The 24,297-nt window shown below is 67.3% G+C and carries 30 protein-coding genes; 16 read left to right on the forward strand and 14 right to left on the reverse strand.

Going from position 1 to position 24,297, the window contains the following annotated elements; all coding sequences use genetic code 11:
* Positions 1 to 79 precede the first annotated feature (79 nt).
* The gene (locus tag KQ297_RS00700) at positions 80 to 1,033 is read left to right on the forward strand and encodes a fatty acid desaturase (protein ID WP_259737756.1); all 954 of its coding nucleotides are present in this window, start codon (positions 80 to 82) and stop codon (positions 1,031 to 1,033) included.
* Here the strand turns inward: KQ297_RS00700 and KQ297_RS00705 are convergent.
* Complete coding sequence (locus tag KQ297_RS00705; RefSeq protein ID WP_259737730.1) at positions 1,003 to 1,764, reverse strand: hypothetical protein; 762 nt, start codon at positions 1,762 to 1,764, stop codon at positions 1,003 to 1,005. The two genes, KQ297_RS00700 and KQ297_RS00705, sit on opposite strands and share 31 nt — an antisense overlap.
* Before the next feature lie 55 nt (positions 1,765 to 1,819).
* Here KQ297_RS00705 and KQ297_RS00710 point away from each other — a divergent pair, with 55 nt between their 5' ends.
* The 4 genes from KQ297_RS00710 (at position 1,820) to KQ297_RS00725 (ending at position 5,490) form a co-directional block, all read left to right on the forward strand.
* A complete protein-coding gene (locus tag KQ297_RS00710; RefSeq protein WP_259737731.1) occupies positions 1,820 to 2,758 on the forward strand; it encodes a fatty acid desaturase in 939 nt (312 codons plus the stop codon).
* A 78-nt stretch (positions 2,759 to 2,836) separates the two neighbouring features.
* The gene (rplI, locus tag KQ297_RS00715) at positions 2,837 to 3,295 is read left to right on the forward strand and encodes a 50S ribosomal protein L9 (RefSeq protein ID WP_259737732.1); all 459 of its coding nucleotides are present in this window, start codon (positions 2,837 to 2,839) and stop codon (positions 3,293 to 3,295) included.
* Between the two features lie 112 nt (positions 3,296 to 3,407).
* On the forward strand, positions 3,408 to 4,874 hold the full coding sequence (gene dnaB / locus KQ297_RS00720; protein WP_185464877.1) for a replicative DNA helicase: 1,467 nt from the start codon (positions 3,408 to 3,410) through the stop codon (positions 4,872 to 4,874).
* 55 nt (positions 4,875 to 4,929) lie between these two features.
* Positions 4,930 to 5,490 (forward strand): hypothetical protein, encoded by a 561-nt coding sequence (locus KQ297_RS00725; RefSeq protein ID WP_259737733.1) that lies wholly within the window; start codon positions 4,930 to 4,932, stop codon positions 5,488 to 5,490.
* Between the two features lie 344 nt (positions 5,491 to 5,834).
* On the opposite strand, the gene KQ297_RS00730 is transcribed toward KQ297_RS00725, so the two are convergent.
* Positions 5,835 to 6,164 (reverse strand): hypothetical protein, encoded by a 330-nt coding sequence (locus KQ297_RS00730; protein ID WP_259737734.1) that lies wholly within the window; start codon positions 6,162 to 6,164, stop codon positions 5,835 to 5,837.
* 20 nt (positions 6,165 to 6,184) lie between these two features.
* Positions 6,185 to 7,048: a transglutaminase family protein gene (locus KQ297_RS00735; RefSeq protein WP_259737735.1), complete on the reverse strand. Its 864-nt coding sequence runs from the start codon at positions 7,046 to 7,048 to the stop codon at positions 6,185 to 6,187.
* Between the two features lie 70 nt (positions 7,049 to 7,118).
* On the opposite strand from KQ297_RS00735, the gene KQ297_RS00740 reads away from it, so the two are divergent.
* From KQ297_RS00740 to KQ297_RS00760, 5 genes are all read left to right on the forward strand, one after another.
* A complete protein-coding gene (locus tag KQ297_RS00740; protein WP_259737736.1) occupies positions 7,119 to 7,934 on the forward strand; it encodes a sterol desaturase family protein in 816 nt (271 codons plus the stop codon).
* Between the two features lie 4 nt (positions 7,935 to 7,938).
* The gene (gene mnmG / locus KQ297_RS00745) at positions 7,939 to 9,927 is read left to right on the forward strand and encodes a tRNA uridine-5-carboxymethylaminomethyl(34) synthesis enzyme MnmG (RefSeq protein WP_259737737.1); all 1,989 of its coding nucleotides are present in this window, start codon (positions 7,939 to 7,941) and stop codon (positions 9,925 to 9,927) included.
* A gap of 11 nt (positions 9,928 to 9,938) precedes the next feature.
* Positions 9,939 to 10,907, forward strand: a complete 969-nt coding sequence (locus KQ297_RS00750; protein WP_259737738.1) for a hypothetical protein — start codon at positions 9,939 to 9,941, stop codon at positions 10,905 to 10,907.
* Between the two features lie 81 nt (positions 10,908 to 10,988).
* Entirely contained in the window at positions 10,989 to 11,624 is a 636-nt protein-coding gene (locus KQ297_RS00755) for a chorismate lyase (protein WP_259737739.1), read from the forward strand.
* Positions 11,625 to 11,715: 91 nt separating this feature from the next.
* Complete coding sequence (locus tag KQ297_RS00760; RefSeq protein ID WP_259737740.1) at positions 11,716 to 12,288, forward strand: hypothetical protein; 573 nt, start codon at positions 11,716 to 11,718, stop codon at positions 12,286 to 12,288.
* 20 nt (positions 12,289 to 12,308) lie between these two features.
* On the opposite strand, the gene KQ297_RS00765 is transcribed toward KQ297_RS00760, so the two are convergent.
* The 4 genes from KQ297_RS00765 to KQ297_RS00780 form a co-directional block, all read right to left on the reverse strand.
* Positions 12,309 to 12,830, reverse strand: coding sequence for a DUF1269 domain-containing protein (locus KQ297_RS00765; protein ID WP_259737741.1), 522 nt, complete (start codon positions 12,828 to 12,830; stop codon positions 12,309 to 12,311).
* Positions 12,831 to 12,871: 41 nt separating this feature from the next.
* On the reverse strand, positions 12,872 to 13,294 hold the full coding sequence (locus KQ297_RS00770; RefSeq protein WP_259737742.1) for a hypothetical protein: 423 nt from the start codon (positions 13,292 to 13,294) through the stop codon (positions 12,872 to 12,874).
* A gap of 116 nt (positions 13,295 to 13,410) precedes the next feature.
* Positions 13,411 to 13,545, reverse strand: a complete 135-nt coding sequence (locus tag KQ297_RS00775) for a hypothetical protein (protein ID WP_255441432.1) — start codon at positions 13,543 to 13,545, stop codon at positions 13,411 to 13,413.
* 24 nt (positions 13,546 to 13,569) lie between these two features.
* Positions 13,570 to 14,112 (reverse strand): SprT family zinc-dependent metalloprotease, encoded by a 543-nt coding sequence (locus KQ297_RS00780; RefSeq protein ID WP_259737757.1) that lies wholly within the window; start codon positions 14,110 to 14,112, stop codon positions 13,570 to 13,572.
* Positions 14,113 to 14,217: 105 nt separating this feature from the next.
* Between KQ297_RS00780 and KQ297_RS00785 the strand changes: the two genes are divergently transcribed.
* On the forward strand, positions 14,218 to 14,640 hold the full coding sequence (locus KQ297_RS00785) for a hypothetical protein (RefSeq protein WP_259737758.1): 423 nt from the start codon (positions 14,218 to 14,220) through the stop codon (positions 14,638 to 14,640).
* Between the two features lie 6 nt (positions 14,641 to 14,646).
* Positions 14,647 to 16,734 carry an NAD-dependent DNA ligase LigA gene (gene ligA, locus KQ297_RS00790; protein WP_259737743.1) on the forward strand — a complete coding sequence of 696 codons (2,088 nt, stop codon included), beginning with the start codon at positions 14,647 to 14,649 and terminating at the stop codon, positions 16,732 to 16,734.
* A 7-nt stretch (positions 16,735 to 16,741) separates the two neighbouring features.
* Here the strand turns inward: ligA and KQ297_RS00795 are convergent, their stop codons facing one another.
* The 4 genes from KQ297_RS00795 to KQ297_RS00810 all read right to left on the reverse strand — a co-directional run bounded on the left by KQ297_RS00795 (position 16,742) and on the right by KQ297_RS00810 (position 19,705).
* On the reverse strand, positions 16,742 to 17,461 hold the full coding sequence (locus tag KQ297_RS00795; protein ID WP_259737744.1) for a hypothetical protein: 720 nt from the start codon (positions 17,459 to 17,461) through the stop codon (positions 16,742 to 16,744).
* 152 nt (positions 17,462 to 17,613) lie between these two features.
* Positions 17,614 to 18,237: a TVP38/TMEM64 family protein gene (locus KQ297_RS00800; protein ID WP_259737745.1), complete on the reverse strand. Its 624-nt coding sequence runs from the start codon at positions 18,235 to 18,237 to the stop codon at positions 17,614 to 17,616.
* Positions 18,238 to 18,371: 134 nt separating this feature from the next.
* Positions 18,372 to 19,091, reverse strand: a complete 720-nt coding sequence (locus KQ297_RS00805) for a molybdopterin-dependent oxidoreductase (protein WP_259737746.1) — start codon at positions 19,089 to 19,091, stop codon at positions 18,372 to 18,374.
* Between the two features lie 8 nt (positions 19,092 to 19,099).
* A complete protein-coding gene (locus KQ297_RS00810) occupies positions 19,100 to 19,705 on the reverse strand; it encodes a cytochrome b/b6 domain-containing protein (protein WP_259737747.1) in 606 nt (201 codons plus the stop codon).
* Here KQ297_RS00810 and KQ297_RS12775 point away from each other — a divergent pair.
* On the forward strand, positions 19,676 to 20,014 hold the full coding sequence (locus tag KQ297_RS12775; protein ID WP_399250932.1) for a DUF1643 domain-containing protein: 339 nt from the start codon (positions 19,676 to 19,678) through the stop codon (positions 20,012 to 20,014). The two genes, KQ297_RS00810 and KQ297_RS12775, sit on opposite strands and share 30 nt — an antisense overlap.
* Positions 20,015 to 20,135: 121 nt before the next feature.
* Here the strand turns inward: KQ297_RS12775 and KQ297_RS00820 are convergent, their stop codons facing one another.
* The gene (locus KQ297_RS00820; protein WP_259737749.1) at positions 20,136 to 20,507 is read right to left on the reverse strand and encodes a VOC family protein; all 372 of its coding nucleotides are present in this window, start codon (positions 20,505 to 20,507) and stop codon (positions 20,136 to 20,138) included.
* A gap of 372 nt (positions 20,508 to 20,879) precedes the next feature.
* Between KQ297_RS00820 and KQ297_RS00825 the strand changes: the two genes are divergently transcribed.
* A complete protein-coding gene (locus tag KQ297_RS00825) occupies positions 20,880 to 21,845 on the forward strand; it encodes a DUF5996 family protein (RefSeq protein ID WP_259737750.1) in 966 nt (321 codons plus the stop codon).
* Between the two features lie 39 nt (positions 21,846 to 21,884).
* Here the strand turns inward: KQ297_RS00825 and KQ297_RS00830 are convergent, their stop codons facing one another.
* Positions 21,885 to 22,106: a CDGSH iron-sulfur domain-containing protein gene (locus KQ297_RS00830; protein ID WP_259737751.1), complete on the reverse strand. Its 222-nt coding sequence runs from the start codon at positions 22,104 to 22,106 to the stop codon at positions 21,885 to 21,887.
* Positions 22,107 to 22,232: 126 nt separating this feature from the next.
* Here KQ297_RS00830 and KQ297_RS00835 point away from each other — a divergent pair, with 126 nt between their 5' ends.
* Entirely contained in the window at positions 22,233 to 22,577 is a 345-nt protein-coding gene (locus KQ297_RS00835; protein ID WP_259737752.1) for a helix-turn-helix domain-containing protein, read from the forward strand.
* A 142-nt stretch (positions 22,578 to 22,719) separates the two neighbouring features.
* Here KQ297_RS00835 and KQ297_RS00840 read toward each other — a convergent pair whose 3' ends face one another.
* Positions 22,720 to 23,238 (reverse strand): cytochrome b, encoded by a 519-nt coding sequence (locus KQ297_RS00840; RefSeq protein ID WP_259737753.1) that lies wholly within the window; start codon positions 23,236 to 23,238, stop codon positions 22,720 to 22,722.
* A gap of 273 nt (positions 23,239 to 23,511) precedes the next feature.
* On the opposite strand from KQ297_RS00840, the gene KQ297_RS00845 reads away from it, so the two are divergent.
* Entirely contained in the window at positions 23,512 to 24,066 is a 555-nt protein-coding gene (locus tag KQ297_RS00845; protein ID WP_259737754.1) for a hypothetical protein, read from the forward strand.
* The last annotated feature ends 231 nt before the right edge of the window (positions 24,067 to 24,297 follow it).

The raw sequence follows: 24,297 nt of genomic DNA on the forward strand, positions 1-24,297 counted from the left end.
GCAGGGGAGATGGCGAACTCGAGCCTGCGCCACCATCGCGAGAGTTCATTTGGTTGCCGCCTCAGATCAAGCTTCCGCTTTGCCCCAGGTGGGGGCTGCGGGCCAGGCTCTGCGGGGCCATGCCGCCGAGCACCAGGAAGCCGCCATCCGCGCTTCGGTGAGCGGACGCCGCCAGCCCCTTCCCCCCAGCCAGCGCAAGTACAAGTTCGGCACCACAGCCTTCATGCTGGCCATCCACGTGGGTGCCCTCTTCGCCCTGCTGCCTCGCTTCTGGAGCTGGCAGGCGGTGGTGGTGCTGGCGGTCCTCTACTGGACCACGGTGCTGGGGGTGACCCTGGGACTGCACCGCCTTCTGGCCCACCGCAGCTTCGTGGCTCCCAAGTGGCTGGAACGCACCTTGGTACTGATGGGCAGCCTGGCCTGTCAAAGCGGGCCGATCGAGTGGGTGGGGCTTCACCGCCACCATCACAAGTATTCCGACCAGCCCAACGATCACCATGACGCCGGCCGCGGTCTGTGGTGGAGCCACAGCGACTGGATGCTGCACGACATTCCGGCGGTGCGCCAGCTGGATCGCTTCACCGGCGACCTTCAGCGTGATCCCGTCTACCGCTGGCTCGACCGTTGGTTCCTTCTGCTGCAGGTGCCCCTGGGAGCCGCTCTCTGGTGGTACGGCGAGCGGGCCGGCGTGCCTGGCGGCGGTCTCGGCCTGGTGCTCTGGGGCATCCCCCTGAGGCTGGCCATCGTGTACCACGTCACCTGGCTGGTGAACAGCGCCACCCACGCCTTCGGCTACCGCAATTTCGACAGCCCCGACCTCTCCCGCAACTGCTGGTGGGTGGCGATCCTCTCCTTCGGGGAGGGCTGGCACAACAACCACCACGCCCACCCGGCCAGTGCTCGCCACGGTCTGCGCTGGTTCGAGTTCGACCTCACCTGGCAGCACATCAAGGTGCTGCGCAGCCTGGGTCTGGCCAAACGCATCCGGGTGGCCCACGTGGGTCAGCCGTTGCCCTCGGCCACCAGCTCCTGACGGATCGCCTCGCCCAGATCCTCCCGGCCAGCCCGGTGCTGCAGGCTGGCTTTGTTGCGCAGCACCTCCAGGAAGCGGTCGGCGCTGATCTCCTGCTCGGCGCTCCCCCCCAGACCCACCAGGGTGCGGTGCAGATCCATCAGCTCGGCGTCGAGCTCGGCGGCGCTGTAGTCGCGCTGGCCGCTCATCACGGCCGCGAAGCGCTCCCGGCGCTGGCCTTTTGCCACCGGGTAGGCCGAGAGCACCTGGTCGCGGCAGAGCCGCCAGGGCCGGCCGGCGCAGAGCAGCTCCGCCAGGGCAAAGCTGAGGCCGCCAGCCTCAGATTCGGCAATGCGCAGATCGAAGGCCCGCGGCGGGGGAACGAGGCCCACGAAGATCTCCAGCAGATCACCCGGCCCCAGTGGAACTCCGCTGTCGCTCAACAGCGGCTGGCACCCCTGGCCGAGGGCCTCGATCAGGTCGGGATGACCGGAGAGCGAGAGGCCCTGGTCGCCTTCGCTGGTCGCCAGCCACCGGTTGATGCGACCGAGGGCGAGGAACACCTCCGGGCCAGGGGAGGCGAGCTTGCGGTTGCGCAGCATCGACACCTGGGAGTTGTGGACACGGCCGAGATCAAGGGCCTCAGCCAGACCAGGCAGGACGCGGTGGGACCAGCCGTTGCGCTCATGCCAGGCCCTGATCAGATATGCAAACGCTTCTCGCCCTGATTCGATTTCAGCCTGATATCCCAATTGATACGAATCCGAACTGCTACCATCTTAAAAGATTGATCAGGAACCAGCCCACATGACCGCCACCGTTCGGCGACCCACCTCTGCCCCGGCGCCCTCCCTCTCACGGGCCGAGAGGCTGCACCGTCCCCGCCGCGGGGAACCCACCCCCTCGGCTCCTGAGGGGGCCCGCTGGGCCACCATCGGCTTCATGGCCGTGGTCCACGGGCTGGCACTGGTGGCCCTGCTGCCCCAGTTCTGGAGCGTGCCGGCCGTGGCCAGCATGCTGGTGCTCTATTGGATCACCGGCTGCCTGGGGGTCACCCTCGGCTACCACCGCCTGCTGGCTCACAGGGCCCTGCGTGTTCCCCAGTGGCTGGAGCGGATCTTCGCCACCTGCGGCGCGCTCAGCTGTCAGCACGGTCCGATCGACTGGGCCGGTCTGCACCGCCACCACCACAAGTTCTCCGACACCGACGCTGACCACCACAACAGCCACAAGGGCTTCTGGTGGAGCCACATGGGCTGGATGTTCGAGGAAATCCCGGCGATGGCCGCGGTGCCCCGCCTCACCGGTGATCTGGCTCGTGACCCCTACTACCGCTGGCTGAACACCAATTTCCTGCTGCTGCAGATCCCAGTGGCCCTGCTGCTGTTCTGGATCGGCACCGCCACCGGCGCCGGCGGCTGGGCCCTGGTGCTCTGGGGAATCCCCCTGCGCCTGGTGGTGCTCTACCACTGCACCTGGCTGGTGAATTCCGCCACCCATTGCTGGGGCTACGTCACGCATGCCAGCGGTGATCAGTCGCGCAACAACCCCTGGGTGGCGGCGCTCACGTTCGGTGAGGGCTGGCACAACAACCACCACGCCTTCCCCCATTCGGCCCGCCATGGATTCGGGCGCCGCGAATTCGACCTCACCTGGCAGCACATCCGCCTGCTGCGGGCCCTGGGCCTGGCGACCCAGGTGCGCCTGCCTGCCGCCGCCGAGCGGGCGCCGCAAGCCGTGACCTAAGATCGCTGATCGCCTCAGGATGCGGGTCGCCGAGCCGGCGCCCCCTGCCCGATCCCTTGTTCCCGCCGTTCCGTCTCCATGGCCAAGCGCGTCTCCGTCGTCCTCAGCGAGGACGTTTACAGCCTCGGCCATCAGGGGGACCTGGTGGAGGTTGCTCCTGGTTACGCCCGTAACTTCCTGCTGCCCCAGAGCAAGGCCGTTCCCGTCACTCCCGCCGTGCTGCGCCAGGTGGAGCACCGCCGGGCCAAGGAAGCCGAGCGCCAGGCGGCCCTGAGGCAGGAAGCCGAAGCCTTCCGCACGGCCTTAGCCACCATCGGGCGCTTCACCGTCAAGAAACAGACCGGTGGCGACGACGTGCTCTTCGGCACCGTGACCAACGGCGATGTGGCCGAGGCGATCGAAGCAGCCACCAAGAAGGAACTCGACCGCCGCGACATTTCGGTGCCCGAGATCCACCGTACCGGGGCCTACAAGGTGCAGGTGAAGCTGCATCCCGAGGTCACCGCTGAGATCAACCTGGAAGTTGTCAGCCACTGAACCAGGCCCTGACCAGCCGCTTTGAAATTCAGCGCCGGTCCCCAGGGGGCCGGCGTTTTGTTTGGCGGCCTCGCACACCGTCGGCGGCCAGACCCGGGCCTAGCCTCAGCCGATGGTGAGTGTTCCCCTGCCAGCCCCTGAAGGAGGCCCCGATCGAGCGAGCGCCGGTGAGGGGAGCGCGCCACCAGCGCCCCCCGCCGCTCTGACTCCGGCCTTTCGCCGCCGCGGCCGGGACCAGGACGAGGCCCGTTTCGAGGCCCTGCCGGATCAGGTGCCGCCCCAGAACCTGGAGGCGGAGGAGGCGGTGCTGGGCGGCATCCTGCTCGACCCCGACGCCCTGGGCCGCATCGCCGACGTGCTGCGACCCGAGGCCTTCTACCTGGGCGCCCACCGGGAGATCTACCGCACCGCCCTGATGCTGCACGGCCAGGGCAAGCCCACCGACCTCACGGCCATGGCCGCCTGGCTGGCCGACACCGGGCAGCTGGAGAAGGTGGGCGGCAGCAACCGCTTGGTGGAGCTGGTGGAGCGCACGCTCAGCACCGCCTCGATCGACCAGGTGGCGCGCCTGGTGATGGACAAATACCTCAGGCGCCAGCTGATCCGCTCAGGCAACGAGGTGATCAAGCTCGGCTTCGATCAGGCCAAGCCGATGGAGCTGGTGCTCGACGAGGCCGAGCAGCAGATCTTCGCCATCAGCCAGGAGAAACCTTCCGTGGGGCTCACCCCCACCGCCGAAATCCTCACCAGCACCTTCAACGAGATCGAGAGCCGCTCCCTGGGCACCTCGGTGGCGGGCATCCCGGTGAACTTCTACGACCTCGACGCCATCACCCAGGGCCTGCAGCGCAGCGATCTGATCATCGTGGCCGGCCGCCCGGCGATGGGCAAGACCTCGATCGTGCTCAACATCGCCAAGAACGTGGCCCAGATCCACCAGCTGCCGGTCTGCGTGTTCTCTCTGGAGATGAGCAAGGAGCAGCTCACCTACCGGCTGCTGTCGATGGAGGTGGGCATCGAGAGCGGCCGGCTGCGCACCGGCCGGCTGCAGCAGGAGGAATGGCCGCTGCTGGGGCAGGGCATCAACACCCTCGGCCAGCTGCCGCTGTTCATCGACGACAAGCCCAATGCCGGCGTGCTGGAGATGCGCTCCCTCTGCCGGAGGCTGATGGCGGAGCAGGGCAAGGAACTGGGACTGATCGTGATCGATTACCTGCAGCTGATGGAGGGCTCCACCCCCGACAACCGGGTGCAGGAGCTCTCCCGCATCACGCGGGGGCTCAAGGGCATGGCCCGGGAGCTGAACGTGCCGGTGATGGCCCTCTCCCAGCTCAGCCGGGGCGTGGAGAGCCGCACCAACAAACGCCCGATGCTCAGTGACCTGCGCGAATCGGGCTCGATCGAGCAGGACGCCGACCTGGTGCTGATGATCTACCGCGACGAGTACTACAACCCGGAGACGGCCGACCGGGGCATCACCGAAGTGATCGTGACCAAGCACCGCAACGGGCCGGTGGGCACGGTGAAGCTGCTGTTCGAGCCCCAGTTCACCCGCTTCCGGAATCTGGCGGCACCTTGAACCTCGCGCGAGGGCGGAAGGCCTTCAACATGGGCGCCAGAACTCCCTCCAGCCGATGAGCGAGCCCCCAACCGACCAGACCAGGCTGCCCCGCGAAGAGGCCGAAGGCCCCCACGACCGTTCCCAGGCAGCGATGGGCTGGGTGCTGGCCCTGCGCTGGCCCGTCGCCCTGGTGGCCGCCGTGGGGATCGGGGCGATCTCCCTGGGCAGGGTCCTGCAGGAGCCGATCAAGATCGAGCTGGTGATGGAGCGCCCCATGCCGGTGTCGGCCCAGGTGGATGTGGGCTCGATTCAGACGCCGCTGGTGGTCGAGAAGATTGCAGAACCGATCCGCACCGCTCCGATCAAAACGATTCCGATCACCGCGAACGTGACGATGGCCGAACCGGTCGGGCTGGCCACGCCCCTGGCTGTGAACGTACCTGAACTGAGCCGCGGGATCGGCGTTGCCGTCAAGGGTCCCGTTGAGGCAACGGTCAGTGGCGCGGTGAGCGCCCAGGTGGGCGGTGATGTGGATGCCAGGGTGCGCGGCGATGTCGGCGCCACGGTCAAGGGGAAAGTGGACGCCACCGTGACCAATCAGCTGAATCACCACCGCATCCGGATCGGGTTCTGAGGGCAGGGGCGCAGCTGTTCTCGATGGCCGTGCGTGCCACCGGTCAGCCCCGCAGCATCGTGAGCAAGCAGCGGCTCGATCAGTTCGTGGGCATCTCCGGCGCCAACAGTGGCGCCAAGGGCCTCTCGCTCAACCGTGTGGTGATCCCTCCGGGCGGGAACGCCGCTGCCCACCGCCATCTGGGATCAGAGTCGGCGATTTTCTGTTCATCCCTCCCGGGGTCCCCCAGCAGCCCACCAACCTCAGCAGCAGCGAGCCTGCCGTGGCCATCGTGGCCCGCAACGATCCCCATGAACAGGAGCATGTGGAGCTGCTCGAGAGCCCGCAGCCTGCTTCGGGGGCGCTCACGCGCCTTCACACCTGGTGAGCAGCCAGGGCATCACCCCCATCAGCCCCAGGGCCACGACGTAGGCGCTGCCCGAGACCGGATCACGGGCGGTGATGACCTGCACCGGGCTGAGGCCGCGCAGGGGAGCCACCACAGCCAGCTCCAACACTCCCATCAACCCCACCGCCAGGCCACCGCAGAGCAGGCGTGGCCCAGGGGCCGGAGGCAGGGCAAACCGGCGCACCACAAAGCGGGGTTCCAGAGCGAGAACCCGCACCGTGCCGAGCAGGAAGCCGGCCAGCAGCACCAGAGACCCATAGGAGACTCCTGCCCGCAGCAGCCGCATGGACACCCATCCCACAACCTTCACCGGATCAGAGGCTCCTCCAGCTCCGTCACCCACACCCCCACGCTGAGGGTCGATCCCGATGGCCCCACGAACGACCCCTCCACCGGCGGCACCGCTTCAGGGTGGCGGGCCACAGCCACCACCATGTGGTCAGGACCGGCAAGGGCGCCGATCGTGGGGTCGAAGCCGGTCCAGCCCGCTCCTGGCAGGTACACCTCCGCCCAGGCGTGGGTGGAGCCATCGACCGCGGCAGAATCGTGCAGGTAGCCGCTCACGAAGCGGGCTGCAAAACCCAGTTGCCGGGTGGCCGCCATGAACAGGGTGGCGAAGTCGCGGCAGGAGCCGGAGCCGGCAGCCAGGGTGTGCTCAGCCGTCTGCACGCCCGGTTCCTCGCGCCGCTGATAGCGCAGGGTGTTGTGGATGCGTGCACTGATCCGCTCCAGCAGGGCATAGGTCTCCATCCGCTCAGCGCCGCGATGAACCCCGGCCACCCAATCCATCAGCAGCGTCCCACCTCTGACGGCCCCCTCCTGGCGGTAGGGAGCCAGCAACAGCCTGTCTTCAGCGCTGTAGCGGAAGGGGAACAACACCGCCTCTTCGTCCACCAGGAAATCCAGGGGCTCCTGGTGGTACTGCTGGACCACCAGCTCGCTTTCGATCAGGAGCTCGGCGGCGGGGCTGGAGAAGCTGGCCATCGCCACCGAGTTGTCTTCCACATCCCGATGCCAGCGCAGCGTGGCCGGCGGAGAAATCCGCAGGCTGGAGGATTCGATGCGCAGCTCATGGCCCTCCCTGGGCCGCAGCCGCAGCGCATGGGGCTCGAGCCTCACCGCCGCTCCATAGGTGTAGAGGGTGCGGTGCAGGATGCGAAAGCGCTGCATGGCCGTGATGGCTTCGGCGGTGCGGCGTCCCTAGAGTGGGCGTAGACGCTGGAAAAAGGAATACCAAGGCATGCCCTTCGCACAGATTGACACCGAAACGGTGATCCGTTCGTTCGGGAATCATTCCTTCGCGTTCTATGGACTTGTGTTCTTCGGTATCATCCTGGGACGCTATTTTCTGCTGGCTGGTGGATCCTGGTGGTGGCTCTATGCACGCTCCGCCTCTCCAGAAGCTGAGCCCGATCCACGGCAGTCGCGCCTCGGCGCCCATGGCATCCGCGACGACATCCGCCTCTCGGTGTTCTCCGCTGCCGTCTTCGCCCTCGCCACCGCAGGCGTACTGGCGCTCCACAGCCATGGACTCACCAGCTTCTACGCCAGGCCGGACACCTACGGCTGGTGGTACCTGGGGCTCAGCTACGTCAGCGTCCTGATCCTGCAGGACGCCATCTATTACCCCACCCACCGCCTGTTCCACCACCACAGCCTCTATGCCTGGTGCCATCACGGCCACCACCGCACCCGCCAACCCACCCCCTGGACCTCCTTCGCCTTCGATCCCCCCGAAGCGATCCTCCAGGCCCTGGTGATGGTGGCGGTGGTGGTGGTGGTGCCGCTGCACCCGGTCACCCTGATGGCCGTGCTGAGCACCATGACGGTCTGGGCGATCGTGAACCACCTCGGCCTCGATCACCTGCCCCGCCGCTTTCCCCACCACTGGCTGGGCCGCTGGGTGATCGGCCCGGCCCACCATTCGCTCCACCACCGCCACCAAGGCGTGCACTTCGGCCTCTACTTCACGTTCTGGGACCGGATCGCCGGCACGGAAGACCCTGACTACGCCGCGGCCGTGGCTCCCCGCAGCGATCTGGGCGCCATACATTGAATCGATGGCCTTCAGCGCAGCCCCCACGGAAACCTTTGAGCTGATCGTGGTCGGCGGCGGCCATGCCGGCTGCGAAGCAGCGCTCACCGCGGCTCGCCTGGGAATCTCCACAGCCCTGTTCACGCTCAACCTCGATCGCATCGCCTGGCAGCCCTGCAACCCCGCAGTGGGTGGACCGGCCAAAAGCCAGCTGGTGCATGAGGTGGATGCCCTCGGCGGCGTGATCGGCCGCCTCGCCGACGCCACCACCCTGCAGAAACGGGTGCTCAATGCCAGCCGCGGCCCTGCCGTCTGGGCCCTGCGCGCCCAGACCGACAAGCGTCAGTACGCCCGCCAGATGCTGCAGCTGCTGCAGCACACCCCCAACCTGCACCTGCGCGAAGCGATGGTCACGGGGCTGGAGGTGGAGCTGGAGGGGGGCAACCCCACGGAGGGCGGCAACGAAACGGTGGGCCGGATCACCGGCGTGCGCACCTACTTCGGGAGCGTCTATGCCGCGCCGGCCGTGATCCTCACCACCGGCACCTTTCTGGGGGGCCAGATCTGGGTGGGCAACCAGTCGATGAGCGCCGGCCGCGCCGGCGAGCAGGCCGCCGAGGGGCTCACCGAGGCCCTGCGGGATCTCGGCTTCCACACCGACCGCCTCAAGACCGGCACCCCCGCCCGGGTGGATCGCCGCAGCGTGGCCCTCGATCAGCTCGAGGAGCAACCCAGCGACGCCAACGGCCGCTTCTTCTCCTTCGATCCGGCCGCGTGGGTGTGCGGCGAGCCGATGGCCTGCCACCTCACCCGCACCACAGCGGCCACCCACCAGCTGATCCGCGACAACCTCCACCTCACCCCCATCTACGGCGGCTTCATCGACAGCAAGGGCCCGCGCTACTGCCCCTCGATCGAAGACAAGATCGTGCGCTTCGCCGACAAGGAGAGCCACCAGATCTTCCTGGAACCGGAGGGCCGTGACACCCCTGAGCTCTACATCCAGGGCTTCTCCACCGGCCTGCCGGAGCGGCTGCAGCTGGAGCTCCTGCGCACCCTGCCCGGCCTGGAGCAGTGCGTGATGCTGCGGCCCGCCTACGCCGTGGAGTACGACTACCTGCCGGCCACCCAGTGCCTGCCCTCGCTGATGACCAAGCGGCTGCAGGGGCTGTTCAGCGCCGGCCAGCTCAACGGCACCACCGGCTATGAGGAAGCCGCCGCCCAGGGCCTGGTGGCCGGGCTCAACGCCGCCCGGATGCTGCGCGGCCAGGACCCGGTGCACTTCCCCCGCGAAGGCAGCTACATCGGCACCCTGATCGACGATCTGATCACCAAGGACCTGCGCGAGCCCTACCGGGTGCTCACCAGCCGCAGCGAATACCGCCTGGTGCTGCGGGGCGACAACGCCGATCGACGTCTCACCCCCATGGGCCGGGATCTGGGATTGATCGATGACCGTCGCTGGGGGTTGTTCAGGGCCAAGCAGGCCGCCATCGCCGCCGAGAAGCAGCGCCTCGAAACGGTGCGCCTGAAGGTCAGTGACCCGGTGGCGCCGGCGGTGGCCGCCCGCTCGGGGGCGCCGATCAAGGGATCGATCACCCTGGCCGACCTGCTGCGCCGCTCAGGCTTCCACAGCAGCGATCTGGTGGAGCATGGCCTGGCCGATCCCGGCCTGCCTGCCGCTGTGCGCGAGGGTGCCGAGATCGATCTCAAATACAGCGGCTACCTGGCGCGGCAACAGCAGCAGATCGAGCAGGTGCGCAGACACCATGAGCGACCGATCCCCAGCAGCATCGACTACACCGCCATCGCCACCCTCTCCAGGGAAGCCCGCGAGAAGCTCACCGCCGTGCGGCCGATCAACCTCGGACAGGCCTCCCGTGTCCCAGGCGTGAGCCCAGCCGATGTGACGGCCCTGCTGCTCTGGTTGGAGCTGCGGCGGCGGCGGGCCGGGGAAGAGGAGCGTTTGTCGAAACGGAAAACAATGGGTACGATCTCCGCACTTCAGGCCTGAGCCCATCTGCCATGGGCAGTGACCCGCACGCCATCTCCTCCTCCCGGGCCTTCTGGGAGCTGAAAGCCGAGCAGGTGATGGACCGGGTTTTTTCAACTGGCCTGCCGGGCCTGGGGATCCATCCGGGGGAACGGCCGACCCTGGAGGGATACATCCGCGATCCCTATCAGCCGGAGCCGACTCTGGGAATCAGCCCCAGCTCCGATCCGGCACCGATCGATGTGGTGGTGCACGACGAACCGCCACGCCTGAGGGCAGGTCGTACGGCCAACCGTGCCCTTCACCACCGCCGAACGTCAGCGCCAGCGGCGCCGGCGGCAGGCCGCTCGCCACTGCCACGTCCACTGCTGGCGCTGCTGGCAGCCCTTTCGGTGGTGGGAGTGGGGAGCACCCTGGTGGTGTGGCGCGGCTGGACCCAGGCCAGCCTCGCCCTGAAACAGGAGCGCACGCTGCAGCTGCTGGAACGGCTGCGCTCACTGGGCCCCGTGAGCCAAGCCGAACCGGGAGCGACGGCCGCAGCCACGGCTCAGCCCATTGGCGAAGCGCTGGATGGCAGCGCCGACGGGCTGCCACCGCCGCCTCCCGAGGAAGCCTGGGTCCAGGAACTGGCGCCTCTGGAGGGTGCGTCCCGTGCCTCCTCCGCCGAGCCGCTACGGGTGCCGGTCAGTGGCACCATCGCCCGTGGCGCCCCGCCAGCCCCCGTGATCCCTGAGCCTGGATTCTCCGTCGGCTCAGGCCCCTCCAGCGGCGGCGGTCAGCCCGCAGGTGCCGAGGGAGGGGACCCCGAGCTGGTGGGAGTCGTGCAGGTGCCTGGCCAGAGCGGCTCCGCCATCTTCCAGATGGGTGGCAGTTCCACCAGTGCATCGGTGGGGGAAGCGATCGGCTCCACCGGCTGGCGCCTGAGCTCAGCCAGCGGCAACTCCGTGGTGATCGAGCGCAACGGCCAGCAGAAGCGGGTGAGCATCAGCGGCGGCTTCTGACGGCAAGAGCGGTCTTCCCGCCCTCCAACCGTCCCGCTGCCCATTGGCGCTCTTTAGCGTGGGCCAACCCAGTTCAGGCGGATGGCTGACTCCCTGCTCACCAGGCCATGGGTCTCACCGACGCCGCTCTGGGAAGCCCCGATCACCGAGGTGCTCCAGGCAAGGGCCGGAGGCCAGCTGAGCGGCCCCTGGAAGCTCCTGCTGCTGGGCGATGGGAGCCCGACCCGCCATCTGCAGTTGCTCACGGGCGAACCGATGACGATCGAGCTGATCGCCATGGGGCCGGAGCCTGAGCCAACGGGTTCCGGGGGCGACCCTGAAGCTACCCGGGGTCGCCCCGCCGAAGTGGCGGAGCTGGCCCTTCCCCTGCTGCGGCGCCAGGTGTGGTTGCGCTGCAATGGCCAGGCCCTGGCCTGGGCCGAGAGCTGGTGGAACCAGGCCGAGGCTGAGGAACACCTGCGCGACCGGCAGCGGCCGATCTGGCTGAGTCTCACCAGTGGGCGGGTGGAGCTGTTCCGGGAGGTGGATGGACTGGCCCGGGTGAACGCCGAATGGCTGGAGGAGGGCTTCGCAGCCAAGGGGCCCTTCTGGAGCCGCCACTACCGCTTTTTCCGCCAGGGACGTGAACTCACCGTGATCCGGGAAGTGTTCTCCCCGGCGCTGGAGCGCTGGCTGGGCCCGAGCCAGCACGACGCAGATCTCCATAAAGTTTCATGAAGTCCTGACGGTCTGTGGCGGTTTCCACTTGACAACTTGCGCTTTTGCCGATCCTGAACAGGATGGCGGCACTGGCTCCACCTGTCCGACGATGACGACCACCTCCCCTGGCAACCCAGGCCATCACCATTCCACCCAAGCCCCGGCCGCAGCCTCCACAGCCGCCTGGGCCGGCGATCAGTGGCTCTCCCTCACCGACCTGGGGCGCTCCCTCGGTCTCTCCGCCGTGAGCTGTGGCCGCCAGCTGATCCGGGCCGGACTGCGTGAGCTCGATGGCAGCCCCAGCGACAAGGCCCTGCACCTGGGCCTGGCCCGGCCCAGCGGCCAGGGGCTGCACCGGGGCCGCGCCACGCTCTGGCAACAGGCGGGCTGTCAGGCCGCCCTTGAAGGCACCTCCCCGCGGCGGCCAAAGCAGTCCAGCCTGATCGAGCAGTGGGCGGAACTGCTCTGGGCCCTGAAACAGGGCTCTCCCTCGATCAGCACCTCGGCCGAGCAGATGGCCGAAGATCTGCCCCAGGAGCTGGTGGGACCCGTGAACCGCCAGCTGCAGGAGAAGGGCTGGGACTTCCAGGTGGTTCACCACCCCACCAGATCCCAGCAGCGGACCCCTCAGCACCACCGTCAGACGACCCCGGGCCGCAGCCGGGTCCGCCGCAGCCGCTGAACCATCGCTCCTCTGGGCGCTCAGCTCAGGCGCAGGGCCTCAGCCTGCTTGCGGCTGCGCTCCAGCAGCTCGTTCAGCTGGGCCTCGTCGGTGTGACTGAGGCTGGTGCGCAGGAGCTTGGCGTGGGGGGCGAAGCTGCGCAGGCGCTCCACCACCCGGTCGGGCGTGGCATCGCGCACCAGCAGACAGAGGGCGGCACTGGCCTTGGGCAGGGTTTCGCCCACCTCCCGCAGGAAACCGTCGTTGATGCCCAGATCGCTGAGCGCCCCCGAGGCCGCTCCCACGCCAGCGCCAACGGCGGCTCCGAGCAGGGGGTTGAGGAACAACAGCCCCACCAGCGATCCCCAGAAGCCTCCCCCCAGGGCCCCGGCGGTGGTGAGGTTGATGGCCTGGCGCAGGTGCACCTGGCCATCGGCATCGCGCTCGACCACCACGGCGTCTTCCAGGGAGATCAGATGCTCCTGCTGGATGTTGACCAGCTCCTTGCGCACGGCCTCGGCCTCATCGACCTTGGGGAAACCCACCACGATCAGGTTGCTCATGGACGCTGGGGTGTGTCGGACAGGGTCTCAGGCTAGGTGCTTCAGGTCCGGCGGGGACGCCGGCTGGAGCGGGGAAGTGGCCGCCCGCCCGTGAGCGGAGCTGAGGACTCCGGCTGGAGCGATGGCGGCTGCTGCGGTGGTGTCTGGCGCTCCCGTACTGGAGCAGGGGGCAGTAGGGGGGAGGCCCGGCGGGAGATGGCCTCCAGAGGCCGGCGGGTGGCCGGCTCCGGCGCCGGCATCTGAGGCTGCGACGACCATTGCTCCGGCCCTTCAGGCCGCTCCTGCCAGGGCTCCGTCCAGTCGTCGTCCCCTTCGAGGAACCAGTCGATGCGGTTCTCCACCCAGCGGCCCAGACCCTCCAGGCCCGGGCGGCTGCCGGCGCGCCGCTCTCCACCCCGGGTCTGGGAGCGCGAGCCCGGGCGAGCCCCGGCCACGCCATCCACCAGTTGTCGTCCCGCCGTCATCCACTGGTCCAGGGAGCCGCCCGCTCGGCGGCGTCCCCGGCGGGAAGGATCACCCGAACCGTTCATGGCGCTCGCCTGTGCCATCGCAACCGCTGTGGTCCGACCTTAACGGCCGCTCAGCGGCCAGACGCCGGCCGGGGGGTGAGGCCGTGATGTCCAAGGCGATGCGCCCGCATGCGGCGTTCCCGCCCCAGGCCCAGCAGGGCAATCGAAACTCCACCGCCCTGAAGCACCCAGAGGAACAGATCCATGGGCCCAGCCCGGTTGGCGGAACCCTAGGCCGCACGGGGCTCGAACACCAGGGCGCAGCTGGAGTCCCAGCGGCCGCCATGCAGCCGCTCACAGCAGAGCCGGCAGGCCAGGCCCCGCACCCGGCGGCGGTAGGCGGCGCTGACGCCGCAGCAGGGGCAGCGGGCGATCCAGGTGGACGAGGCCAGCGGCAGGGGGTAGTGGTGGCGCAGGCTCACCTCGAACTCACCCTGGACGGCGTTGATCCGGGCCATGGCCGCGCGGAACTGGGGACCGTGCACCTCATGCACCTGCAGCACCCGATCGATCCAGGCGTGGATCATCTCGTGGCAGAGCGTTCCCAGGGTGGCACTGGCGGGGAGGGGCGCCAGCACCGGCCGTGAGAGCACGATCTCGCAGAGGGCCGAGCCATCACGTCGGCGCCCGCGGCGGTAGAGACCGGCCGTGCGGCTCATGCGCCCGTCGCTCCAGCGCACCTCCGGCAGGGGGCGTCCACCCGGAGCCAGGGCCCCACCGAAATGCTCCCGGTCGAGGCGATGGAACAGAGGCAACAGGGGCGCCAGGGGCATGCCGCAGATGTGTGGGGCCAACCGTGCGCCCAGTGTGGGGCGTTCGCCACCGAAGCGGCAGGGCTGTCGGTCAGACTCTGCAACCTGAACGCGCACATGCAGACGATGGACTGGGGTCTGGCCCAAACGATCGGCACCAAGGCCCTGCTGGCCGGAGCTGGGGTCCTGCTCCTGTACTGGACCTACACGGCTGTGCGCCTGGTGATCAGCGCCCGCGGCATCAACCCGCTGCTCAAGCAGTTCTTCACCCAGGTGGCCTCGGGCCAGATCGATGGCGCCTACCTGCTCACCACCAAGAACTACCGCTCGCACGTGAACCGGCAGCAGTTCATCCGCTTTCTGGCCGGACTGAAACTCAACAAGTACCGCAACCTCAAATCCGGCCGGCCGCGGCTCCAGGAAGGCCAGATCATCCTCACGGTGAAACTGAAGTCGGAAGCGAAGGATGAACTGCCTCTGGATTTCACCTTCGTGAAGGTGGAAAACCACTGGCGGGTGGAGCGGATCCAGAAACTCGCCGCGGCCTGAGCAGCGGTGCGGGCCCGCGCCGAGGAGTTGCGGCGGCTGCTTAACCACGCCGCCCACGCCTACTACGTGCTCGATGAGCCCGAGATGGAGGACGCGGTCTACGACCGTCTCTACCGGGAGCTGGAGCAGCTGGAGCGGCTCCAGCCGGAGCTGATCAGCCCCGACAGCCCCACCCAGCGGGTGGGCGGCGCTCCGGCGGAGCACTTCCCATCGGTGCGGCACCGCATCGGTCTGCTCAGCCTCGAGAACGCCTTCTCGATCGAGGAGCTGGAAGCCTGGTACGGCCGCCTGCTCAAGGTGCTCGACCGCAGCGCCCCGCCCGGGGAAGCTCTGCAGGCCCTGCCGATGGTGGGTGAGCTCAAGATCGACGGGAACGCCCTCGCCCTCAGCTATGAGCACGGCCTGCTGGTGCGGGCCGCCACCCGGGGTGACGGGGAATCCGGCGAGGAAATCACCGCCAACGTGCGCACGATCCAGAGCGTGCCGCTGCGCCTGCTGCTGGAGGATCCACCGGAGTGGGTGGAGGTGCGCGGTGAGGCCCTGATCCCCGATGGCACCTTCGCGGCGATCAACGCGGAGCGCGCCGGGCGGGGCGAGCCCCTGTTCGCCAACCCGCGCAACGCCTGCGCCGGCACCCTGCGTCAGCTCGATCCCCAGGTGGTGGCGGCGCGTCGGCTCGATTTCTTCGCCTACACCCTGCACCTGCCGGACGACTGGCAGACGGCTCCGGGCGTCGGTGATCCGGGGCGACCGCGCAGTCAGTGGGAGAGCCTGCGCTGGCTGGCGGCCGCCGGCTTCCGGGTCAACCCGAATGCGGCCCTCTGCCCCGATTTGACCGCCGTGGAGGCCTTCTTCGCCGCCTGGGAGCACAAGCGGCGTGACCTCCCCTATGCCACCGATGGCGTGGTGGTGAAGCTCGACGACCTGCGTCTGCAGGCCGATGCAGGCTTCACCCAGAAGGCACCGCGCTGGGCGATCGCCCTCAAGTACGCCGCCGAGGAGGCCCCCAGCCGACTGCTGCGTCTGGTGGCCCAGGTGGGCCGCACGGGAGTGATCACCCCAGTGGCCGAGTTCGAGCCGGTGCCCCTGGCCGGCACCAGCGTCAGCCGGGCCACCCTCCACAACGCCGACCGCCTGGCCGAGCTGGACCTGCACGTCGGTGACACGATCGTGGTGCGCAAGGCCGGCGAGATCATCCCCGAAGTGGTGCGGGTGCTGTCCGAACTGCGGCCGCCGGGAGCCGCGCCGCTGCAACTGCCCAGCAGCTGCCCGGAATGCGGCTCGGCGCTGGTGCGCGAGGAGGGGGAGGCCGCCACCCGGTGCGTCAACAGCAGCTGCCCGGCGATCCTGCGCGGCGCCCTGCGTCACTGGGTGAGCAAGGGGGCTCTGGATGTGGATGGACTGGGGGCCAAGCTGGTGGAGCAGCTGGTGGACCGGGGCCTGGTGCGCTCGATCGCCGATCTGTACCGCCTCGATGCGGCCCTGTTAACCAGCCTGGATCGGATGGGGGAGACCTCGGCGACCAACCTGGTGGCCGCCCTGGAGACCTCGAAGCAGCAACCCTGGCACCGGCAGCTCTATGGCCTGGGCATCCACCACGTGGGAGCTGTGAACGCCAAGGCACTGGCGCGGGCCTTCCCTTCCGCTGAAACCCTGGGCATCGCCGCGGCGGAGCAGCCGGAGGTGATCACGGCGGTGTTCGGCATCGGCGGGGAGATCGCCGAATCCCTGCGCCAGTGGTTCGCCACAGCGGCCAACGGCGCGCTGCTGGCCGAGCTGCAGGCGCTGGGGATTCCCCTGGCGGCCGCCGAGGGGGAGCACGGGGTTGAGGGAGAGGGCGGCGGCCCTGGCGGGGCCGGGCACCTGAGCGGCCAGACGTTCGTGCTCACCGGCACCCTGCCCAGCCTCAGCCGCAGCCAGGCCCAGGCCCTGATCGAGGCCGCCGGCGGCAAGGTGAGCGGCTCAGTGAGCAAGAAGACCAGCTACGTGGTGGCCGGCGCCGAAGCCGGAAGCAAGCTGGCCAAGGCCGAGGCCCTCGGGGTGGCCGTGCTCGATGAGGAGGGCCTGCGGGCGCTGCTGGCGGAGGCCGCCTGAGAACCGATCAGGGGGCCGGGAACAGCTGTTGCCGCAGGGACTCGGCCAGGAGCGGGTTGCTCTGGGCCCACTCCACCAGACCGCGGTCCTGCAGATAGGCCTGCCAGGCGTCTGCGCTCGCGGGGGAGCTGGTCCCTGCCAGCGAGGGTGAAGGCGTGAGCTCCTCGCGCGCTGGCGACGGACGGGTTTCCCCCATCGCCAGCCCGCTGGCCATTGCCAGGGCGATCCGCACCTGGCGGGCCGGCTTCGGGTTCACGAAGGCGAAGCGATGCTCGATGGTCCGTCCGCCGGAATCCTGACCCACCACCAGGAAGTTGCGTGGTCCGTCCTCCCATCCCTTTCCCCTGTTGGAGAAGGCCCCACGCATCAGCCCACCGAGCAGGCCCAGCGGGGCGGTGACGTACACCGGCACCACAACAGCCGCCGCCGATTTCATCGTGTTCATGGTGCTGGCACCCACCACCTCCCCCAGGCCCGGGGGATCTCCGCCGGCCCCTGTGGTGACCCAGCGGCTGATGCGAGCGGCCGGGATGAATCCGGCTGGCCCACCGATCCCGCGTCCGTCGAGCTCGATCGTGCAGGGGGTGCCGTCGCAGAGAGCCTGAAAGCTCGTGGCCAATGCCGGGGTTGGGCCGATGGCCGGTGACGCCGACGCCAGCGGATGCAGCAGCAGAGGGGACAGGGCGAGGCCGAGCATGGCGCTGCCACTGGTGGGGCGTGGAGGCACAAGGCGAGCTGGCGGGACCAGCAGTGGCTGCCGCCCATTCTGATGCGGCCATCAAGGACCTCATGCCATAGCTCCAGAGTGTGTTCGCCAACCCCGCCGACTACTCCACGCTCTGAGGCCGAAGGAATGGGTGCTGGTGAACAACGGGAGGGTCATCTCCCTTCGCTCTGATCCAGCGCCCGCCGCGCCGCCCTGCCCGCCACCGCGATCGAGCCCACGGTGGCGATCAGCCCCAGGATCCGCAGCGCCCAGGTGCCGGCATCGGCCTCGCCATGGAGCACCTCCCCGAAGCGCGCCACATCCCCCGCCAGCTCCCCGAGGGCACAGAACAGGACCGTGCCGGGAAGGATCGCGATCAGCCCGATTGTGTAGTCGCGCAGGCTCACCTCACTCAGGCCATAGGCGAGGTTGAGCAGACTGAAGGGGAAGGCCGGCGAGAGGCGGGTGAGCAACACCAGCTTGAGGCCTTCCTGGCTCACCGCCCGCTCGATCGCCAGCAGCTTGGGGAAGGCCCGCAGCCGCCGGCGGCTCCAGCCGCGCAGCCAGTGGCGTCCCAGCAGGAAGACGGCGAGGGCCCCGAGCGCCCCCCCTGCGAACACGATCACACTGCCCCAGAGGGTGCCGTAAAGCACGCCGGCCAGCATCGAGGCCCAGACCCCCGGAAGCAGCAGCGTCACCCAGACGGCATAGAGCGGCACGAAGGCCACAGCTCCGGCGGGGGAGCGCAGGGCAGGCAGCAGCTGCTCGAACCAGGGGGAGGGGTCATTCGACGGCATGAAGCCAACTTCTGATCGGTACAACGAGTGGACGGCGACCTCTGCGGGCCCGTACAGCACAGCCGTGACTCCCCCCAGGAGATCGGCGGACATTCATACGAAGGGTCCCATCACCCCCAGTCTGCGTGCCGAATTCAGAGACCGGCGAACCATTCGTAGCCCTTGTCTTCCCAGGTGCCGCGGCGCACACCCAGGCTCGAAACCACCCGCAGGCGGGTGACCCATTTGCTGAGCTTGTAGCCGAGCTTGATCGGCGTGGCGAGGCGCACGGGGGCACCATTGGCCACGGGCAGGGGAGCTCCGTTCATGGCCGTGGCCAGCAGGGTCTGGGGGTGGAGGGCCGAGGCTCGGTCCCAGCTGGAGAAATACTGGTCGGCCGAGCTGATCTCCACGTAGCCCCCCAGGGGCGAGATCCCCGCCAGGGAAAGGACATCGGCCAGGCGCACCCCCGACCAAGCCACGATCGCCGCCCAGCCCTCCACGCAGACGTGGCGCATGACCACCCTCTGCTGGGGCAGTGCCGCCAGGTCCTTCAGATCGAGTGCCAGGGGTCGGCTCACCAACCCCTCCACCCGCAGCCGGTAGGCCACGGGATCCAGCCGGGGCGTGCCGTTGAAGCTGTTCACCAGCAGGGCCTCGGGATCCACCTGATCCCGCCGGAACTCCGGCACCGGGCCACGGCCCTGCATCCAGGCCTCCAGGCGTTCGTTGAGAGGCTGGGTGGCCGCGCCCACCTGCTCACTGAACCCATTGAGGGCGCAGCCCCCCAGCAGCAGGCTCGAGCCGCCGGAAACACCCAGGCCCAGCAGGCGGCGGCGGGTGAGCAGGGAAGCAGGATTCAGGGTGGGGCTCATGCCAGGACTCAGGCGAACATCGAGCGCAGCAATCGCAACCCGCCGATCCGCCACGACAGCAACACGTGGGCGATCAGCAGCAGGGCAATCGCTGGGATCGTGGCGAAATGGCACATCCGAAGGGTCTGCCAGGCGGTGGCACCGAAGGCCTCACCAAAAGCGAACAGGCCTGAGAGCCACCAGAACTGAGCCGGCTTGTACATGGCCAGACCGGTGATCAGGCTGAAGCCCAGCAGGATCAGCATCAGGGTGTACACCAGCCGGTGGCTGGCCAGTCGGCGCTTGGCCGCATGGGCACTGCATCTGAGGGTGCTCAGATCACCGGCTTCGGCCAACCGCTGCCGACGCTGAGCCAGCAGCAGCGCCATCCAGAGGCCGAGATTGAGGGCATAGAGCCCCATGAAGCCGAAGTGCCAGTCGCGTCCGCCGGCCAGCCAGCCCCCCAGGGTGAAGATGTCCGGCACGGTGGCGCCCTCCCGGCCACCGAAGACCGGATTGGCGTTGTAGATCTGCAGACCACTGCCGGCCATCACCAGCAGCACCAGCAGGTTGAAGGCGTGGAAGGCCCGGGTCCACCAGGGAGCGTGCCGGATCGGGGAGGGTGGCGGGGCCATGGCCTAGGGCATGCGGAAGGGCGGGGTTGTGATCGAATACCGGCGAAGCTGGCGGATGGATGGGGGCGCTGGGATGGCAGCAGGGGCGTGGTGATGATCATCGGGCTGAACCTGAGCACAGCCGACGAGTCCAACGACGATCGCACCGTTCGGCGCTGCCTCACTTACGCCAGGGACTGGGGTTATGGCGGGCTCTGCCTGACCAATCTGTTCGCGCTACGCGCCACCGATCCAGCGGTCCTGAAAACGGCCCCTGATCCCATCGGCCCCGAGAACGACCAGCACCTGCGCACCGCAACGCGGCGGTGATCCCCTTACTGAGCAACCTGCACTGCCTGCGCCTGAGCCGCGATGGCCACCCCATACATCCGCTCCACCTCCCCTGGGGCCTGCGGCCGGGACCCTGGCAGGTGCCGCGTTGCCGGCTCGCTCACTTGAGCGAATGCAGGCCGATCGGATTGCCTTCCGTGTCGATCACCACAGAGATGAAGCCGAATTCACCGATCGGCATCTTCGGACGACAGACCGTGCCGCCGGCCGGCGCCACACGGCTTTCCTCCACCGCGCAATCCTCACAACTGAAATACACCATTGTTCCGCCCTTGCCGGGCTCACAACCAGCCATTTGCATCAACGCTCCGCCAGCGCCCACCTTCCCGTCATCCATCGGGAAGCACCAGTAGGCCATCTGCGGGTTTGACATGTCCTGGAACTCCACCTGGAACACGGTGCTGTAGAAGGCCTTGGCGCGCTCCATGTCGAGAACGTTCAGCTCGAACCAGGTGACGGGATTGGTGGCCATGGGGTTCAGCCTGATGCAGGAAGGGGTCTTGAAAACCTAGACACGGCGACCAACCCGCACCAGCGCCCTGCTGCGAAGCCTCTGAAGGCGCAACCGGAACTCCGGAGCCAAGATGAAGGCCAAGGCCCGTGAGCAGGTGGCAGAGGGATGGGGCATCTCACAGCCTGAAAATAACCGCAATGCATGCTCGCATCATGCCCAACAGCAAAGGAACACCCGAACACCCGTGCCGAACACAACAGCACACACTCCGCCTGCATCCACGGGTGTTTGGACCAGGCCATGGGAATGAGCCAGGCCTTCCAAGAGCAAATAGCAAAACAGATCCCGGCTGGCTACGTCAGAATGAGAAGAGCATTCCGGTGACATCCAGTGCCCACCAGACAGCTCTCGACAAGCCAAGACTGGCCCGACATTCCCTATCTCGACTGGCAGGAGACGGCCACCACCCTGCAGCTCTGGATGCAGATCATCGGCAAGATCCGCCTGGTGCAAACCCCATGGACCAACCACTCCTGGCATGTACCCCTCTACCTGAGCGCGCGTGGCCTCAGCACGTCACCCATTCCCCATGGTGGCCGCCATTTCGAGCTGATCTTCGATTTCATTGATCACCAACTGGTGATCCAGACCAGTCTGGGTGAGACGGGTCGGGTCGCCCTGAAGCCCCGCAGTGTGGCTGATTTCTATGGGGCGGTGATGGGTGAGTTGCAAACCCTGGGGCTCAATGTCCGGATCAGGACCACCCCCTGCGAGGTCGCGGACGCGATTCCCTTTGAGCAAGACACGCTGCATCACCACTACGACCCCGATGCAGCCTGCCGATTCTGGAGAGCTTTGCTGCAAGCCGATCGTGTCTTCAAGCAATTCCGGTCCCGTTTCCTGGGAAAATGCAGCCCGGTTCATTTCTTCTGGGGAAGCTTCGATCTGGCTGTGACCCGCTTCTCCGGGCGGGTGGCTCCAGTTCATCCTGGTGGAATTCCCAACCTTCCAGACTGGGTGACCCGTGAGGCTTACTCCCATGAAGTGATCAGTGCGGGATTCTGGCCGGGAGGAGGCGGAGTGAACGCTCCAGCCTTTTATTGCTACGCCTACCCGTCACCGCAAGGATTCGCCACCAGCTCCATCACACCGGCGACGGCCAGCTGGAACGCCACGCTGGGCGAGTTCCTGCTCCCCTATCAATCCGTTCAAACTGCCCCATCACCCGATGACGTGCTGCTCAGCTTTCTTCAAAGCACCTATGAGGCTGCAGCACAGGGCCTGTCCTGGGAGCGGGGACAACTGGAGCGGCAACCGATCAGGGTCGTTGTAGAGGAAGCGCCATCGACAGCCTGATGGATTCGTAATGACACTCTCTCGATGGAACCTGAGAGATCAGAGCTTGAGATGACTGCCATCGCAGTAGGGCGAGGATTTTGTGGTGCCGCACGTGCAGAGGTAGACCGTCTTGGCTTCGTCCAGGGTCAGGATTTCAGGCTTGAAGTCGCTGCCTTGGTGCGAGCCATCACAGAATCGTCCGTTCTTGCTTTGGCCGCAGGTGCAGAGGGCATGGGTGCCTGCTGGCAACTCGAGGGAGAGAGGAGTGGGTTGCGACACAACGGCGATGGCAGAGTGGTGGTGAGGTGAGGCCGATGGCCTGTTCCCGCTGAAGAGGAGTGTGATGGAGAACCAGCTCAACGGCAAGAACGCACCGCCAAGAAACCAACTATCCAGCAGGTAACCATGGCAGCCTCACGAGGCTTTCTGGACTCCCATGACCACAACACCTGTCCGGCAAAGCTGGCCCTGGAGGTGATGCAAGGCCGCTGGAAGATTCCCGTGCTGCGGGAACTCGCTGAGGGCACCCAGCGCTTCTCAGAGCTCAGCCGCTCCCTCCGGGGCGTCAGCCCCAAGGTTCTGAGCAGCACCCTGCGCGAGCTGGAAGCCAACGGGGTGGTGATCCGCACCGTGGTGCAGAGCATGCCCTTGAAGGTGGACTATCAGCTCAGCACGCGCGGGCTGGCCCTGATTCCCCTGCTTGAAGGCCTGCATGCCTGGGGACTTCCAGACCGGGGGCCAGACGTCTGAGGACGAAACCCTGCCGGTCTCCCCAACGTTGCTGGGTCAATGGAAGGCGGCGATCCAGGTCGTGGCCACAAAGCCCATGCCGTGAAGCCAAGTCATCAGCTGTTGCGATTCATGCCGGCAACGGAGCGGAGCAGACCCGCTTTCATGGGATGGGTTTGATGCGCATGAATCCCGTGAAGCGCCGCCAGTTGGCCTTGACGACCTTCCACTGCAGCATTGCATGCAGAATAATGAAGCAAAGAAAGACGTAAGCCAGCCAGAAATGCAGACTTCGACCAATTTCAACCATTCCCTTGTTTTCAGGGAAAACATCAGGCACGGGCAAGCCGAAGAACGTCACGTTGTTCGCCTTGAATGAGTTGGAAAGCAGAAACCCTGCTACGGGCACTGCCACCATGAAGATGTACAAGCCAGCATGCAGGGCCACACTCTGCCACCATTTTGGGCTTGTCTTTGGCCAGCGCTTGCTGTATTTCTTCCACCAGACTTGCAATAAGACGAATATCCTCCAGCCCAGCAGGGCCAGAGTCAGCACTCCGATCGACTTATGCACGTCGTACAAGCTGCCGCGCAAGAAGACGTCGCGATCGAGCCGAGCCATCAACGTCCCACCCAGGAACAGCGCCAGATAGCACAGGGCCATCCACCAGTGAATCGACATCAGTCGCTGAAAAGCCGATGTGAGCCTTGGCTTGGATGCAGTTGCAAGGACCCCAGTCATTGGCCTGTGGATTCCATTGATCGCGCCCACACTCTGACCACTTCAACCCGCAAGTGCCGATGACCTGCTGCTGCAGAGTGTGATGGCTAGCCAGGGAGGCCGTGCTGGTCCGGGGCACGTCTGGCCTTGAGCCCGCTTGCGAGAGACCCTTGGAGCTCAGCCCAACCCATCGACCTCAACGGCTCCTACCGTTGCCAGGCTGAGCTCGGGAGATTGATCCCCATCGCCCGCCGCACGCGATCCAACTCCGGGGGCGGCAGCCGAAGCGCCGGGCCCGGCACCCGCACTGTGGGCATTCCACCGGCGAGCCCTGAGGAGCAGCTGGTGGCAAAGCTGCGGCGCATCGAAGCCCTGTTCTCCCGGCCGGGCACCGACGGCGAGCGGGTGGCGGCCGAGCGGGCCCGCGAGCGCATCCAGGCCCGGCTGCGGGAGCTGGCGGCCGAGGAGCCGCCGGCGGAGTTCCGCTTCTCCCTCTCTGACCAGTGGTCACGGCATCTGTTCGTGGCACTGCTGCGGCGCTACGGCATCCAGCCCTACCGCTACCGCGGTCAACGACGCACCACGGTGATGGCGCGGCTGAGCCGCAGCTTCGTGAACGACACACTCTGGCCGGAGTTTCAGGAATTGCAGCAGACTCTCTCCGCCTACTTCGATGCCCTCACCGACCGGGTGATCGAGCAGGCCCTGGAGGTGAAAGCGGGCGAAGCGGAGGAATGCTTCGAACCAGCACTTCTCGAGCCCCGGGAGCATCAGGGTTCTCTACTTTAAGCCAGCCCGACCTTCCGGCTACAGAGTTTACATCCTGGCCTTCGCCTTCGATCAATCCTTGTCTGTCCATGCTGCCAGGGCCGAAAACCTAAAGGGCACCTCGAAAAATCTACGGCGCTCCCTGACAGCCTATGAAATATGCAATAGAATTGGTTCAGTTCAACACAGCTGAATGGGACAGCGTGGATTCTGGGATGAGGAGAAGCGCATCCACAGGCTTCGGCAAAAGAA

Source organism: Synechococcus sp. CS-205 (assembly GCF_025128255.1).
In the GTDB taxonomy this organism is placed as follows: domain Bacteria; phylum Cyanobacteriota; class Cyanobacteriia; order PCC-6307; family Cyanobiaceae; genus Regnicoccus_A.

Excerpts from the sequence above, each read along its gene's own strand:
- KQ297_RS00710 (WP_259737731.1), top strand. The coding sequence starts at position 1,820 with ATGACCGCCACCGTTCGGCGACCCACCTCTGCCCCGGCGCCCTCCCTC.
- KQ297_RS00730 (WP_259737734.1), bottom strand. The coding sequence starts at position 6,164 with ATGCGGCTGCTGCGGGCAGGAGTCTCCTATGGGTCTCTGGTGCTGCTG.
- rplI (WP_259737732.1), top strand. The coding sequence starts at position 2,837 with ATGGCCAAGCGCGTCTCCGTCGTCCTCAGCGAGGACGTTTACAGCCTC.
- KQ297_RS00780 (WP_259737757.1), bottom strand. The coding sequence starts at position 14,112 with ATGCCCCTGGCGCCCCTGTTGCCTCTGTTCCATCGCCTCGACCGGGAG.
- KQ297_RS00735 (WP_259737735.1), bottom strand. The coding sequence starts at position 7,048 with ATGCAGCGCTTTCGCATCCTGCACCGCACCCTCTACACCTATGGAGCG.
- KQ297_RS00765 (WP_259737741.1), bottom strand. The coding sequence starts at position 12,830 with ATGAGCAACCTGATCGTGGTGGGTTTCCCCAAGGTCGATGAGGCCGAG.
- KQ297_RS00835 (WP_259737752.1), top strand. The coding sequence starts at position 22,233 with ATGGCAGCCTCACGAGGCTTTCTGGACTCCCATGACCACAACACCTGT.
- KQ297_RS00750 (WP_259737738.1), top strand. The coding sequence starts at position 9,939 with ATGGGCAGTGACCCGCACGCCATCTCCTCCTCCCGGGCCTTCTGGGAG.
- mnmG (WP_259737737.1), top strand. The coding sequence starts at position 7,939 with ATGGCCTTCAGCGCAGCCCCCACGGAAACCTTTGAGCTGATCGTGGTC.
- KQ297_RS00740 (WP_259737736.1), top strand. The coding sequence starts at position 7,119 with ATGCCCTTCGCACAGATTGACACCGAAACGGTGATCCGTTCGTTCGGG.
- KQ297_RS00805 (WP_259737746.1), bottom strand. The coding sequence starts at position 19,091 with ATGAGCCCCACCCTGAATCCTGCTTCCCTGCTCACCCGCCGCCGCCTG.
- KQ297_RS00810 (WP_259737747.1), bottom strand. The coding sequence starts at position 19,705 with ATGGCCCCGCCACCCTCCCCGATCCGGCACGCTCCCTGGTGGACCCGG.
- KQ297_RS00770 (WP_259737742.1), bottom strand. The coding sequence starts at position 13,294 with ATGACGGCGGGACGACAACTGGTGGATGGCGTGGCCGGGGCTCGCCCG.
- KQ297_RS00840 (WP_259737753.1), bottom strand. The coding sequence starts at position 23,238 with ATGTCGATTCACTGGTGGATGGCCCTGTGCTATCTGGCGCTGTTCCTG.
- KQ297_RS00755 (WP_259737739.1), top strand. The coding sequence starts at position 10,989 with ATGGCTGACTCCCTGCTCACCAGGCCATGGGTCTCACCGACGCCGCTC.
- KQ297_RS00800 (WP_259737745.1), bottom strand. The coding sequence starts at position 18,237 with ATGCCGTCGAATGACCCCTCCCCCTGGTTCGAGCAGCTGCTGCCTGCC.
- KQ297_RS00760 (WP_259737740.1), top strand. The coding sequence starts at position 11,716 with ATGACGACCACCTCCCCTGGCAACCCAGGCCATCACCATTCCACCCAA.
- KQ297_RS00775 (WP_255441432.1), bottom strand. The coding sequence starts at position 13,545 with ATGGATCTGTTCCTCTGGGTGCTTCAGGGCGGTGGAGTTTCGATTGCC.
- KQ297_RS00820 (WP_259737749.1), bottom strand. The coding sequence starts at position 20,507 with ATGGCCACCAATCCCGTCACCTGGTTCGAGCTGAACGTTCTCGACATG.
- KQ297_RS00785 (WP_259737758.1), top strand. The coding sequence starts at position 14,218 with ATGGACTGGGGTCTGGCCCAAACGATCGGCACCAAGGCCCTGCTGGCC.
- KQ297_RS00725 (WP_259737733.1), top strand. The coding sequence starts at position 4,930 with ATGAGCGAGCCCCCAACCGACCAGACCAGGCTGCCCCGCGAAGAGGCC.
- dnaB (WP_185464877.1), top strand. The coding sequence starts at position 3,408 with ATGGTGAGTGTTCCCCTGCCAGCCCCTGAAGGAGGCCCCGATCGAGCG.